Origin of the sequence: Limnohabitans radicicola, assembly GCF_014837235.1 — a bacterium.
Classification (GTDB): Bacteria; Pseudomonadota; Gammaproteobacteria; order Burkholderiales; family Burkholderiaceae_C; genus Limnohabitans_A; species Limnohabitans_A radicicola.
Genome location: NZ_JACYFT010000001.1, coordinates 544,442 through 558,316 on the forward strand (window position 1 = coordinate 544,442; position 13,875 = coordinate 558,316).

Consider the following 13,875-nt stretch of genomic DNA (forward strand, 5'->3'; position numbering starts at 1 on the left):
TTCTTGACGTTGGGCTCAGGCGGCGACAGGCTTGGCGGCCTGGGCAGCTTTCTTGGCGTTGATTTCACCCAAAGCACGCTTGTATTCGTTCGGGAACACCTTCACGAACTTCGCACGGGCCGTGGCCCAGTTGTCGAGCAACTCGCGGGCGCGCTGACTGCCGGTCCACTTGAAGTGGTCTTCCAGCAGTTTCTTGAGCTGCGCTTCGTCGCTCTGGTCACGGTGCCACACGTTGCGGTCGATCTGCGCTTCCTGCTCGGCAGTGGACAGCACTTTTTCCATGCTGACCATGGCGGTGTTGCAGCGCGAAGCGAACTCGCCGTCTTCGTCGTACACATAAGCGATACCACCGCTCATGCCTGCGCCGAAGTTGCGACCGGTTTTGCCCAACACAGCCACGGTGCCACCGGTCATGTATTCACAACCGTGGTCGCCTGTGCCTTCAACGACCGCCGTCGCGCCCGACAGGCGCACCGCGAAACGCTCGCCGGCCACGCCAGCGAAGAAGGCTTCACCGGTGGTCGCGCCGTACATGACGGTGTTGCCCACGATGATGTTTTGCGAGGCCACACCACGAAAGTCCAGGCTGGGGCGCACCACCACACGACCACCCGACAAACCTTTGCCGGTGTAGTCGTTGGCTTCGCCGATCAGGTACAGCGTGATGCCGTTGCACAGGAAAGCACCAAACGACTGACCGCCCGTGCCTTCGAGCTGGATGCGGATGGTGTCGTCCGGCAGACCTTCGGGGTGCACCTTGGTCACCGCGCCGGACAACATGGCACCGACCGAGCGGTTCACGTTGCGGGCCGTTTCCATGAACTGCACCTTCTTGCCGTGATCGATGGCCTCGCGGCTCTTGGCGATCAGCACATTGTCCAGGGCCTTGGCCAGACCGTGGTCCTGGGTTTGCACATGGCGCACGTCGGCATCCACCGTGACTTGGGGCACAGCCAGCAGGCGAGAGAAGTCCAGGCCACGGGCCTTCCAGTGGCTCACGCCAGCGCGCATGTCGAGCAGGTCGGCGCGGCCCACCATGTCGTCGAACTTGGCAATGCCCAGCTGGGCCATGATCTGACGCACTTCTTCGGCGATGAAGAAGAAGTAGTTGACCACGTGCTCTGGCTTGCCGGTGAACTTCTTGCGCAGTGCCGGGTCCTGTGTGGCCACGCCCACCGGGCAGGTGTTGAGGTGGCACTTGCGCATCATGATGCAGCCTTCGACCACCAGAGGTGCGGTGGCGAAGCCGAATTCGTCTGCGCCCAAGAGCGCGCCAATCGCCACGTCGCGGCCAGTCTTCATCTGGCCGTCGGCCTGCACGCGGATACGACCGCGCAGGCCGTTGAGCACCAGGGTCTGCTGAGTTTCGGCCAGACCGATTTCCCAGGGCGAGCCAGCGTGCTTGACAGAAGACCAAGGCGAAGCGCCCGTGCCACCGTCGTGGCCAGCGATCACGACGTGGTCGGCCTTGCACTTGGCCACACCGGCGGCGATGGTGCCGACGCCGATTTCGGACACGAGTTTGACGCTGATGTCGCTGTGCGGGGCCACGTTCTTGAGGTCGTGGATCAGCTGGGCCAAGTCCTCGATCGAGTAAATGTCGTGGTGTGGGGGTGGCGAGATCAGACCAACACCCGGCACCGAGTGACGCAGCTTGCCGATGTACTCGGACACTTTGCCGCCGGGCAGCTGACCGCCTTCGCCAGGCTTGGCGCCCTGGGCCATCTTGATCTGGATCTGGTCAGCGCTCGACAGGTATTCGGCAGTGACACCGAAACGGCCCGAGGCCACCTGCTTGATGCGCGAGCGCAGCGAGTCGCCCGCCAGCAAAGGCAGATCGACTTCGACGTTGGCTTCGCCGATCACGCTCTTGAGCGAGTCGCCCTGTTTGATCGGGATGCCCTTGAGTTCGTTGCGGTAACGGTTGGCGTCTTCGCCACCTTCACCGGTGTTGCTCTTGCCGCCGATGCGGTTCATGGCCACGGCCAAGGTGGCGTGCGCTTCGGTAGAGATAGAACCCAGCGACATCGCGCCAGTGGCGAAACGCTTGACGATTTCGGCCGCAGGCTCGACCTGCTCCAGCGGGATGGCTTTGGACGGGTCGATCTTGAACTCGAACAGACCGCGCAGCGTCATGTGGCGCTTGCTCTGGTCGTTGATGATCTGCGCGTATTCCTTGTAGGTGCTGAAGTTGCCCGCACGGGTGGAGTGCTGCAGCTTGGCAATCGCGTCGGGCGTCCACATGTGCTCTTCACCACGGGCGCGCCAAGCGTATTCGCCGCCTGCGTCGAGCATGGTGGCCAGCACCGGGTCGTCACCGAAGGCGGCGGTGTGCATGCGGAAGGCTTCTTCGGCGATCTCGAACACACCGATGCCGCCCACTCGGCTGGCGGTGCCAGTGAAGTACTTGTTGATGGTTTCGCTGTTGATGCCGATGGCCTCAAACAACTGTGCACCGCAGTACGACATGTAAGTCGACACGCCCATCTTGGACATGATCTTGGACAGGCCCTTGCCGATCGCCTTGATGTAGTTGTAGATGGCTTTCTCGGCCGACAGGTCACCGGGCAGTTCTTTGTGCAGCGCAGCCAGGGTTTCCATGGCCAGATAGGGGTGCACGGCTTCGGCGCCATAACCGGCCAAGACCGCAAAGTGGTGCACTTCGCGAGCGGTGCCGGTCTCGACCACGAGACCTGCGGTGGTGCGCAGGCCTTCGGTCACCAGGTGCTGGTGGATGGCCGACAGCGCCAGCAGCGCAGGCACAGCCACCTGGGTGGCGTTGACGCCACGGTCGCTGATGATCAGGATGTTGTGACCGCCCTTGATCGCGTCCACGGCTTCGGCGCACAGCGAGGCCAACTTGGCTTCGACGCCTTCACGACCCCACAGCGCGGGGTAAGTGATGTCGAGTGTCGCACTCTTGAACTTGCCCTTGGTGGCTTGCTCGATGTTGCGCAGCTTGGCCATGTCAGCGAAGTCCAGGATCGGCTGGCTCACTTCGAGGCGCATGGGCGGGTTGACCTGGTTGATGTCCAGCAGGTTGGGCTTGGGGCCGATGAAGGACACCAGCGACATCACAATCGCTTCGCGGATCGGGTCGATCGGCGGGTTGGTCACTTGCGCGAACAACTGCTTGAAGTAGTTGTACAACGGCTTGTTCTTGTCAGAGAGCACGGCCAGCGGGCTGTCGTTGCCCATGGAGCCAATGGCCTCTTCCCCGGCCGAGGCCATGGGGGCCAGCAGGAACTTGATGTCTTCTTGTGTGGTGCCAAAAGCTTGCTGCAGGTCGAGCAAAGGCACATCGGATGCGGGCGCTTGCACAGGGGCAGCAGCCACATCATCGAGCTTGATGCGCAGGTTCTCGATCCACTGCTTGTAGGGCTTGGCGCTGGCCAGACCGGCCTTCAACTCTTCGTCGTTGATCATGCGGCCTTGTTCCAGATCGATCAGGAACATCTTGCCGGGCTGCAGACGCCACTTGCGGACAATCTTGCTTTCGGGAATCGGCAGCACGCCGGTTTCCGAACCCATGATGACCATGTCGTCGTCGGTGATGATGTAACGCGAGGGGCGCAGGCCGTTGCGGTCCAGCGTGGCGCCGATCTGGCGGCCGTCGGTGAACACGATGGAGGCGGGGCCGTCCCATGGCTCCAACATCGCAGCGTGGTATTCATAGAAGGCCTTGCGGCGCTCGTCCATGGTGGTGTGCTGCTCCCAAGGCTCAGGGATCATCATCATCACGGCCTGGCTGATGGGGTAGCCCGCCATCGTCAGCAGTTCCAGGCAGTTGTCAAACGTGGCGGTGTCGGACTGACCAGCGAAGCTGATGGGGTACAGCTTTTGCAGGTCATTGGCCAGCACGGGCGAAGACATCACGCCTTCGCGGGCCTTCATCCAGTTGTAGTTGCCCTTGACGGTGTTGATCTCGCCGTTGTGCGCCACATAGCGGTAAGGGTGGGCCAATGGCCACTCGGGGAAGGTGTTGGTGGAGAAGCGCTGGTGCACCAGGCCCAGGGCCGAGACGCAGCGCTCGTCTTGCAGGTCCAGGTAATAGGTGCCGACCTGGTCGGCCAGCAGCAGGCCCTTGTACACCGCGGTGCGGCTGGACATGCTGGGGATGTAATACTCGTTGCTGTGCGTCAGATTCAGGGCCTGGATGGCGGCGCTGGCGGTCTTGCGGATCACGTACAGCTTGCGTTCCAGCGCGTCTTGCACGATCACGTCGGCACCACGGCCGATGAAAATCTGGCGCATGACCGGCTCTTTTTCGCGCACACGGGGCGACATGGGCATCTCGCGGTTGACCGGCACATCGCGCCAGCCCAGCACCACTTGGCCTTCGGCCTTGACGGCGCGCTCCAGTTCTTGCTCGCAGGCCATGCGCGAGGCATGTTCTTTGGGCAGGAAGACCATGCCCACACCGTATTCACCAAACGGCGGCAGGGCCACGCCCTGTTTGGCCATCTCTTCGCGGTACAGCGCATCGGGCAACTGAATCAGGATACCGGCACCATCGCCCATGAGCGCGTCCGCGCCCACGGCACCCCGGTGGTCCAGGTTTTCAAGGATCTTGAGGGCCTGCGTCACGATGGCGTGGCTCTTTTGGCCTTTGATGTGAGCGACAAAGCCGACACCGCAAGCGTCATGCTCATTGGCCGGGTCATACAGACCGGTTTGTTGGAAGAGTTCTTTATCGGCTGCCGTGGTCATGGCGCACTCCTAGGGTTTTTACGCAGGGAAACGAGTTTAATGCACTGCAGCAACCATGCCAAGATAATTAATTGGGGTCAGATCCCAATTAATTCAGCCTTTATCCTGATCGCAAATTAATTGGGGACAGATTTAATCAACCGTCTTTTTGAAAGGCCGCCCTGCCTTGCGAGGCGCCAGACGCCGTGTGGTGGACTGCTGCAACTCCTCGACGAACCCGGGGGAGCCCAGCGCCCAGCCCGACAGTGCGCTGCGGGTGAGTTGGTCCTTGTCGGCCTGCGCCAGTCCGCTCTGCACCCACTCGGCATAAGCCGCCTCACGGGCAAAGGGGGTGTTGCCCAAGCCCCAAAACAGGGCGTGCGGCGTCACCAATTTGTCGCTCACCTGTCCAATACAGTGCCGATGGCTGGACCATTTGAAGTCTGCAGCTTGCGCCACCATGCCCGCCCGCACCGGGTTCAGGTCGATGTAGGCCATGCAAGCCAAAAGATAGCGCTCACTCTCAATGAGGTTGCTGCGGTAACGGCCCTCCCACAACGTACCCGTGCGGTGGTGACGCAGATTGAAGTAACGGACATAGGCGCGGCCCACCGCCTGCATCATCTGTGGCAATCCATCGTCGGTTTCGGGCGTGACCAGCAGATGGAAGTGGTTGTCCATGACCACATACGAATGGATGGCCACCTTGAAGGTCTGTGCATGCTCTTGCCACAGCGCCAGCAAACGCTCACGATCGACATCGTCGCGCACGATCGCCTGGCGGTCATTGCCGCGCTGGATGACGTGGTGCGGGTAAGCGGCAACGGTGAGGCGGGGTTGGCGGGCCATGTGCAAATTGGGCAGAGAGTGTCCCAGTTTAATTGGGATCTGACCCCAATTGATGCCAACGCCACCATAATGCCCATCATGAACACGCAAGCCCCCACTTTGCGCATCGGCACCGGCGCAGGTTATGCCGGTGACCGCATTCCACCGGCCGTAGAGCTGGCCGAAAAGGGCCAACTGGACTACCTGGTCTTTGAATGCCTGGCCGAGCGCACGATCGCGTTGGCGCAGCTCGAACGCAGCCAGCAGCCCGAGCGCGGTTTTGACCCGATGCTGGCCGAACGGATGCGCGCCGTGCTGGCCCCCTGCATGGCCCACGGCACCCGCATCATCAGCAACATGGGCGCAGCCAACCCCCTGCAGGCCGGGCATGCGGTGTTGGCCATCGCCCGCGAACTGGGCCTGCCCCAGGTCAAGGTGGCGGTGGTGCTGGGCGACGATGTGCTGGCCCACTTGCAGGCGGACGGTCTGTCGCTGCCCGTGCTCGAATCCGATCAAAGCCTGGCCGACTTCGCGCCGCAACTGATTTCGGCCAACGCCTACCTGGGCGCTGAGGCCCTGCTGCCCGCTTTGCAGTCCGATGCGCAGGTCATCATCACCGGCCGTGTGGCCGACCCTGCCCTCTTCCTCGCGCCGCTGGTGCACCACTTTGGCTGGGCCTTGGACGACTGGCCGCGTCTGGGCAAAGGCGTGCTGGTCGGGCATTTGCTCGAGTGCGCGGCGCAGATCACGGGTGGCTACTTTGCCGATCCAGGTTTCAAGGACGTGCCCGGCCTGGCCCGGCTGGGCTTTCCACTGGCCGAAGTCAGCGCCTCGGGCGACGCCGTCATCACCCAAGTGGCGGGCTCGGGCGGCTGCGTCACGGTGGCCACCTGCACCGAGCAGCTGCTGTATGAAATCGAAAACCCCGCACGCTACCTGCAGCCTGATGTGGTGGCCGACTTCTCGCAAGTGCAATTGCAGCAGGTCGGCCCCAACCGTGTGCAGGTCACGGGCGGCGGCGGCTGCCCACGCACCGACACGCTGAAGGTCACCGTGGGCTACCGCGACGGCTACATCGGCGAAGGGCAAATCTCTTACGCAGGCCCGGGCGCACAGGCGCGTGGGCAACTCGCGCTCGACCTGGTGCGCGCACGGCTGGCCGATGCGGGCTACAACAACGGCGAAGGCCGCTACGACCTGATCGGCGTCAACGCCATCTTCGGTCATGACGCGGGCGCCGCGACACTGCAGCCTGCCGAAGTGCGCGCCCGCGTGGCCCTGCGCGTGCCCACACTGCGTCAGGCCCAGCATGTGGCACACGAGGTCGAAGCGCTTTACCTCAACGGCCCGGCAGGCGGCGGTGGCGCCACCCGCTCGGTGCGCGAAGTGATTGCCGCAGCATCTGTGCTGATGCCGCGTGAAGCTGTGCACACCCACACGGTTCTGCTCAACGCGGAAGGACTCTGACATGCTGCTGAGCGACATCGCCCACACCCGCACCGGAGACAAAGGCAACCGCTCGACCCTCTCGGTCATCGCCTACGACAAAAAAGACTTTGCCCTGCTGGAAAAACACCTCACAACCGAGCGGGTGCGGCAACACTACGCTGGCATCGTGCACGGCCCAGTCGAGCGCTACAGCTTGCCGCAACTGGGTGCACTCAACTTCGTGATGCACCAGGCCCTGGGCGGCGGCGTGACCCGCTCGCTGGCCCTGGACGCCCACGGGAAATGCCTGAGTGCCAAACTGCTGAGCCTTGTGATTGAATAAGCTCAAACCTTTGAATCAGGAACCTCACATGAAATACACCTGCCTCGCCACCTTTTTGGCCACTGCCCTGATGGCCACGGCCTCCGCTCACGCCCAAACCTACCCCAGCAAACCCATCAAAGCGATCGTGCCTTTTGCCGCAGGCAGCGCCACCGACCAGATCGGCCGCGCCTTTGTGCAAAAGATGTCCGAACAACTGGGACAGCCCATCGTCATTGAAAACAAGGCCGGCGTGAACGGCATGCTGGGCGCTGACGCCGTGGCCAAGTCCGCACCTGACGGCTACACCCTCATGGTCGGCACCAACAGCACCAACGCCGCACTCAAGAGCCTGATGAAAAAGTTGCCCTACGACCAGGACACCGCTTTTGCACCCATCGGCTACATGGGCTCGGTGCCACTGATCGTGGCCGTCAACAACGACGTGCCCGTCAAAAACCTCAAGGAACTGGTCGCGGCCGCCAAAGCCAAACCCACCCAGCTCACGTTTGCCAGCGCAAGCACTTCGCAACGCGTGTCCACTGAAGTGCTGATGAGCATGTCGGGCATCCAGATGACGCATGTGCCCTACAAGAGCGGCCCTGCGGCCATGACCGACCTGATCGGCGGCCAGGTGAACCTGTTCACCGCCGACTTTGCCGTGATGCTGCCCCAGGTCAAAGCGGGCAAGATCCGTGGCCTGGCGGTCACCTCCACACAACGCTCCAAAGCCATCCCCGAGCTGCCCACCGTCAACGAAGCCCTGGGCCTGAAAGACTACGAACTGATCGCCTACTTTGCGATGTTTGCGCCTGCAGGCACCCCGGCCGACGTGATCGCCAAACTCAACAAAGCCCTGAACGCAGCGGCCGCTGACAAGGACATCATCGACAAGTTCTCGGCCATCGGCTTTGAAACCAGCCCCGGCACACCCGAGGCGCTGGCCCAGCGCAACAAGGCCGAAACCGCCAAGTGGGCCAAGGCCATTCGGGACGCGAAGATCGAAGCCGAGTGAGGACCGCTCAAGCGCTGACCCCATTCAGGGCTGGATAACGGTGCGACAGCAGGGTTTCCAGTCCAAATTCCTTGAGCAGTGCCTGCAAGCGCTCAGCCGCTGAGCGCTTTTTCTGGCCGGTGTACTTGGCCAAAATCAACTCGTTTTTCATCGAGTGCTCCCAGCCCACCAATTCGGTCACGGTGACCGCATAACCCTGTGACTCCAGGTACAGGCAGCGCAGCACGTTGGTCAGTTGACTGCCCACCTCGCGTGTGTGCAGGGGGTGACGCCACAGTTCGGCCAGGGGCGTGCGCTGCAGATTGAGCGCCTTGTGCTGGTTCAGCGCCCGGGCCAGCTCGGCCTGACAGCAAGGCACCAGCACCATGTATTTGGCTTTCTTTTGCAGACCAAAGGCGATGGCGTCGTCGGTGGCGGTGTCGCAGGCGTGCAGCGCGGTGACCACATCGATCTGTTCAGGCAGCTCAGTGCTCTGGGTCGATTCGGCCACGCTCACGTTCAAAAAGCGCATGCGCTCAAAACCCAGGCGCTCGGCCAACTGGCGCGAGGACTCGACCAGCTCACTGCGCGTTTCGATGCCGTAAATCGTGCCTTGGCCCAGCGCTTTGAAAAACAGGTCGTAAATGATGAAGCCCAGATACGACTTGCCTGCGCCGTGGTCGGCCAGTGTGGGGCCTTGGTCGCTGGCGGGCAGCTCCAGCAAGAGCTTTTCGATGAACTGGAACAGGTGGTACACCTGCTTGAGTTTGCGGCGCGAGTCTTGATTCAGCTTGCCGTCGCGCGTGAGGATGTGCAGCTGTTTGAGCAACTCAACCGATTGCCCGGGGCGCACTTCGGGCGGCAGGGCTTGGCTGTCGAAAGTGGATGGTTTTTTCTTCATGGTGTGGCATCCACATCGAGCTTTTTCCAGCCGTCCAGACCCAGCTTTTTCATCATCGCCATGTTGGTCTCGTAAATCATTTCGGCTTCGGGGAAGGCCTCCACTGCCCGATCGATGCTGGCCTCGCGGATCAAGTGCAGCGTGGGGTAAGGCGAGCGGTTGGTGAAGTTGGTGATGTCATCGGGCTCGGTGTCCGCGAACTGGAAGTCGGGGTGGAAACTCGCGATCTGGAATTCACCCTCCAGATCCAGCTCCTGCAGCACACCATCGGCCTCGTCCAGAAAGTCATTGAAGTCCAGAAAGTCGCGCAGCATGTGCGGCACGATCAGCAGCACGGTCTCGCGCTCCTCAGCAGGCAAAGCGGCCAGGGCCTGCAGTTGTTCAATCAACTCATCACGCAGACCTTCCAGGCCTTTGGCTTCGCTCACGGCGTAGTGAATCTGGCCCTTGACGTGCGGGGCCTTGGCAAAGGGGCACAGGTTCAGACCGATCACGGCACGTTCGAGCCAGCGCACGGTGTCGGTGATCTCGATGGGAAGTTGGGGAGAAATTTCGGTCATGCACCGATTGTGCCTGTGCCTTGCAGCAGCTCAGGCAGCTTGTCGCGCCAGCAAGCGCCCAGCCAACCAAGCCAGGACAGCCCCACCCACACAACACCCCACCGTGACCAGTGGCGTGAGCTGCCACCCCCCCGCTTGCGCAGCCACCGCGGCCACCACGGGCGGCCCGACAAACTGGCCCAGCGCAGACAACTGCTGCACCCAGCCCACGGTGGTGGCCACCTGCTGCTCGCCCGGTGCCAGCCGCACCGCCAGGCCGAACAAAGTGCCCGGCACCAGACCACCCACGCTCGAGAACAAGAGCACCCCAGCAAAGCGCAGCCAAGGTGCGCCCTCAGTGAACGATGCAAAAGCCAGTGTGCTGCCCAAGGCCATCGCGCCAAAGCCCAGCCACAAGGTCGAGCGGGGTGCCCATCCGCGCTGCAGCAATCGGCCCGAGGCCATGTTGCCCGCCATGTTGACAGCCGCGGCCATGGCCGTGAGGACACCCAGCAGCGCCCCGCTCACGCCCGCTGCGGCATAAATCGACGGCAAAAAGCCCACCACCGCCAGCCACTGGCCCGAATACATGCCAAAAGTGAGCGCCACCAGCCAAGGGCCGGGTGCGCTCAGGGTGCGGCGCAAACGGGTCCAAGCGCCCTGACCTGCGGGGTCCGCATGGACGGGTGGGTCTGCAGGCACGGCACGCCACAGCCCCAAGGCCATGACCAGCGACACGACCGCAAACAGCCACCACCACGCCCCCCAGCCCCAGGCCGGAATGAACAGCGGCCCCAGCAGCAAAGCCAGTGCCGTGCCCGTGGGCATGTACGCACCCCACACGCCCAGCATGCCGGGCAGTTGCGCAGGCGGCACCAGACGGCGGATCAAGGCGGGGGCAGGCAAGGCCACCAGCAAAAAGCCCAGGCCTTCAAGGGCACGCAAGACCAGCAAGGCCTGCACCGAGGTGGCGAAACCGCCCAGGCCACTGGCCAGCGCCAGCATGCACAGGCCGCGCACCATGCTGCGTTTGAGGCCCATGCCGTCGGCCAGCAAACCCATGAACACCGCCAGGCTCAAGCCCGCCAGTTGCACGATGGACAGCAGAAAACCCGATTGCACCAGCGTGAGGCCCAACTCGGCTTGCAAGGCGGGCAAGGCTGGGGGCAGCTTGCCCACCTGTAGGGCGGCCACACCGCCTGCGGCCACCACCAGCCAGGCCACGCGCACAGGCTGTGCGCCAGATGCACTCACAGCAGCTTGCGCCCCGTGAGGCGTTCGTGTTCGCGCAGCGCAAAGCGGTCGGTCATGCCCGCGATGTAGTCGGCCACTGCGCGGTGGCGGTCCTCACGGGCGGCAAACTCGGCGCGCATCTCGCTCGGCTGCGCCAAATAGGCATCGAACAATTCGCGCACGGCCTGCTTGGCCTGGCCCATGATCTGCGTGACCTGGGGGTGGCGGTAAAGGCTGGCAAACAAAAACCGCTTGAGCTCGGCGCTGCGGGTTTTCATCTCGTCCGAAAAACGCAGCAATGGCCCGGCCAGCCGCGCCTCGTCGGCCGTTTGCACGCCCGCTGCGGCAATCGCAGCGCGTGTGGTGTCGATCACGTCGTACACCTGCTCGCTGAGCATGCGGCGCGTGCTCTCGTACAGCCAGCGGCGCGGTTTGTCTTTGAGCTGCGGGTGCTCGGCCAGCGCCTGCAGGCGGTAGTGGTCAAACAGCGGCACCTCCTGCATCTGGTCCAGCGAGAGCAGGCCCGAGCGCACGCCGTCGTCGATGTCGTGCGCGTTGTAGGCAATCGCATCGGCCAGGTTGCACAACTGCGCCTCCAGACTGGGTTGGGTGCGGTCCAAAAAACGCCGGGCCACGCCCCCGGGCTCCAGCGCATCGATGGCCTCGGCGTTGGGGCGTGAGCAATGCTTGAGGATGCCTTCGCGGGTTTCAAAACTCAGGTTCAGGCCGTCGAACTCGGGGTAGCGCTCTTCAAGCTGGTCCACCACGCGCAGGCTTTGCAGGTTGTGCTCAAAGCCGCCGTGCTGTTCCATGCACTCGTGCAACGCGTCCTGACCCGCATGGCCAAAAGGGGTGTGGCCCAGGTCGTGCGCCAGCGCCACGGCTTCCACCAGGTCTTCGTTCAGACCCAGGGCCCGCGCAATCGAGCGGCCCAGCTGCGCGACTTCGAGCGAGTGCGTGAGGCGCGTGCGGAACAGGTCGCCCTCGTGGTTGAGGAACACCTGGGTCTTGTAAACCAGGCGACGAAAAGCCGTGGAGTGGACGATGCGGTCACGGTCGCGCTGAAACGCGTTGCGCGTGGGCGCAGGCAGCTCGGCATGGTGACGCCCCCGGCTTTGCGACGAATGGCTGGCCCAAGGGGCCAGGCCGGATGAGTTGCGGCGGTCAGGCACAGCAGGCGTCAATCACATCGCGCACCACCGCGTCGGGCGCACCCTGCACAGCCGCTTGGCCAGGGCCGTTGATGACCACAAATTGGATGTCGCCGCCCACGGCCTTTTTGTCCAAGCGCATGTGCGCGATGTAGTCGCCGGCATTGTCACTGGCGTGCAGAACCGGCCCACGCACAGGCAGCCCGGCGCGCTCAATAAGTGCTTTGAGGCGCGTCACAAAACCAGCATCGACCTTGCCCAGGCGCTGCGACAGCTCGGCGGCCATGACCATGCCGCACCCCACGGCCTCGCCGTGCAGCCAAACGCCAAAGCCCAGTCCCGCCTCAACAGCGTGGCCAAAGGTGTGGCCAAAGTTCAGGATGGCGCGCAGACCCGCTTCGCGCTCGTCCTGCCCCACCACCCAGGCCTTGATCTCGCAGCTGCGCTTGACGGCATGGGCCAGTGCGGCTGGTTCACGCGCCATGAGCGCACCGATGTGGGCTTCGATCCAAGCCAAAAAGTCCATGTCGGCGATTGGGCCGTATTTGATGACTTCAGCCAGCCCGGCGCTGAGCTCGCGCTCGGGCAGGGTCTTGAGGGTGTCCAGGTCACACACCACCCGTACCGGCTGGTAGAACGCGCCGATCATGTTCTTGCCCAGCGGGTGGTTGATCGCGGTCTTGCCGCCCACCGACGAGTCGACCTGTGACAGCAGCGTGGTGGGCACCTGCACAAAGGGCACGCCACGCATGTAGCTGGCCGCAGCAAAGCCGGTCATGTCACCGATCACGCCACCGCCCAGGGCAAACAACACCGTCTTGCGGTCGCAGCCCCTGGCCAGCAAGGCATCAAAAATCAGGTTCAGGGTCTGCCAGTCCTTGTGCGCTTCACCATCGGGCAGCACCACGGTGTGGATCTGCTTGTAATGCGGGGCCAAGGCCGTGCGCAGCTGCGCTTCGTAGAGCGGGGCCACCGTGTCGTTGGTGACGATCATCGCGGCCTGCGCTTTGGGCAAACCCGCCCAAGTTTCAGGACGGGCCAAGAGGCCGGCGCCGATCTGGATGTCGTAGCTGCGGTCGCCAAGCGCAATGGCGACGGTTTCAATGGGGAAAGGATGCTGAGCCATAGCCCTCAAGTGTAGGGCCTGGGCAGACCTGCCACGGTGCCCGTGCTGCGTCAGGAAGCGGCAGGGGAATGGGTCTGGGTGCGCGCAGGCAGGTGCCCGGCCAGCTCCAGCTGCATCAGGATCATGTTGACCAGGGTGGACACCGAGGGGCGTCCTGTTTCGATCACAAAGTGCGCGGCATCACGGTACAGCGGATCACGCGCGTCATAGAGCGCACGCAAGCGCGAGAGCGGGTCTTCCACCTGCAAGAGCGGACGCACCGTGTCGTGGCGCAAGCGGCGGTACACGTCTTCGGGTGATGAGCGCAGGTAAATCACCTGCCCCCGGTCGTGCAAATGGCGGCGGTTGGCCTCGCGCAGCACCGAGCCGCCACCTGTGGACAAGACCCCCTGGTGGTGCTGGCTCAGGTCGTCGAGCACGGCTTGTTCGACATCGCGGAAAGCCTCTTCGCCTTCGCGGGCAAAGTACTCGCGGATCGAGCAGCCCAGGCGGTCTTCGATCACGTGGTCCGAGTCGACAAAAGGCACACCGAGACGGCGCGCCAGCTGGCGCCCGATGGTGGTTTTGCCCGAGCCCGGAAGGCCCACGAAGATGATGGTCAAGACAGTCTCACACGCGAAAAGCAGGCGTCTGGCGGCCCCTCAAAGGCCTGTGCGCCGGAGGT

11 protein-coding genes are annotated in these 13,875 nt (G+C 63.3%); 3 read left to right on the top strand and 8 right to left on the bottom strand.

Going from position 1 to position 13,875, the window contains the following annotated elements; genetic code table 11:
- Nucleotides 1-15: 15 nt before the first annotated feature.
- Both IC609_RS02795 and IC609_RS02800 read right to left on the bottom strand, forming a co-directional pair.
- On the bottom strand, nt 16-4,710 hold the full coding sequence (locus tag IC609_RS02795) for a glutamate synthase-related protein (RefSeq protein WP_191817920.1): 4,695 nt from the start codon (nt 4,708-4,710) through the stop codon (nt 16-18).
- A 132-nt stretch (nt 4,711-4,842) separates the two neighbouring features.
- Nucleotides 4,843-5,538: a transposase gene (locus tag IC609_RS02800; protein ID WP_191817921.1), complete on the bottom strand. Its 696-nt coding sequence runs from the start codon at nt 5,536-5,538 to the stop codon at nt 4,843-4,845.
- 78 nt (nt 5,539-5,616) lie between these two features.
- On the opposite strand from IC609_RS02800, the gene IC609_RS02805 reads away from it, so the two are divergent.
- The 3 genes from IC609_RS02805 to IC609_RS02815 are packed head-to-tail and all read left to right on the top strand — an operon-like array spanning nt 5,617 to nt 8,282.
- Nucleotides 5,617-6,984, top strand: a complete 1,368-nt coding sequence (locus IC609_RS02805) for an acyclic terpene utilization AtuA family protein (RefSeq protein ID WP_191817922.1) — start codon at nt 5,617-5,619, stop codon at nt 6,982-6,984.
- A 1-nt stretch (nt 6,985) separates the two neighbouring features.
- The gene (locus IC609_RS02810; protein ID WP_191817923.1) at nt 6,986-7,288 is read left to right on the top strand and encodes an AtuA-related protein; all 303 of its coding nucleotides are present in this window, start codon (nt 6,986-6,988) and stop codon (nt 7,286-7,288) included.
- Nucleotides 7,289-7,316: 28 nt separating this feature from the next.
- Nucleotides 7,317-8,282: a Bug family tripartite tricarboxylate transporter substrate binding protein gene (locus IC609_RS02815; protein ID WP_191817924.1), complete on the top strand. Its 966-nt coding sequence runs from the start codon at nt 7,317-7,319 to the stop codon at nt 8,280-8,282.
- A gap of 7 nt (nt 8,283-8,289) precedes the next feature.
- Here the strand turns inward: IC609_RS02815 and IC609_RS02820 are convergent, their stop codons facing one another.
- The 6 genes from IC609_RS02820 to IC609_RS02845 are packed head-to-tail and all read right to left on the bottom strand — an operon-like array spanning nt 8,290 to nt 13,813.
- Nucleotides 8,290-9,162, bottom strand: a complete 873-nt coding sequence (locus tag IC609_RS02820) for a class I SAM-dependent methyltransferase (protein WP_191817925.1) — start codon at nt 9,160-9,162, stop codon at nt 8,290-8,292.
- Nucleotides 9,159-9,722, bottom strand: coding sequence for a DUF1415 domain-containing protein (locus tag IC609_RS02825; RefSeq protein ID WP_191817926.1), 564 nt, complete (start codon nt 9,720-9,722; stop codon nt 9,159-9,161). Before IC609_RS02825 ends, IC609_RS02820 begins: the two co-directional genes overlap by 4 nt.
- Nucleotides 9,723-9,752: 30 nt before the next feature.
- Nucleotides 9,753-10,955, bottom strand: a complete 1,203-nt coding sequence (locus IC609_RS02830) for an MFS transporter (protein WP_333473620.1) — start codon at nt 10,953-10,955, stop codon at nt 9,753-9,755.
- Entirely contained in the window at nt 10,952-12,106 is a 1,155-nt protein-coding gene (locus tag IC609_RS02835; protein WP_333473622.1) for a deoxyguanosinetriphosphate triphosphohydrolase, read from the bottom strand. The genes IC609_RS02830 and IC609_RS02835 overlap by 4 nt, the downstream gene beginning before the upstream one ends.
- The gene (gene aroB / locus IC609_RS02840) at nt 12,099-13,211 is read right to left on the bottom strand and encodes a 3-dehydroquinate synthase (RefSeq protein WP_191817927.1); all 1,113 of its coding nucleotides are present in this window, start codon (nt 13,209-13,211) and stop codon (nt 12,099-12,101) included. Before aroB ends, IC609_RS02835 begins: the two co-directional genes overlap by 8 nt.
- A 50-nt stretch (nt 13,212-13,261) precedes the next feature.
- Nucleotides 13,262-13,813, bottom strand: a complete 552-nt coding sequence (locus IC609_RS02845; protein ID WP_191817928.1) for a shikimate kinase — start codon at nt 13,811-13,813, stop codon at nt 13,262-13,264.
- Nucleotides 13,814-13,875 lie beyond the last annotated feature (62 nt).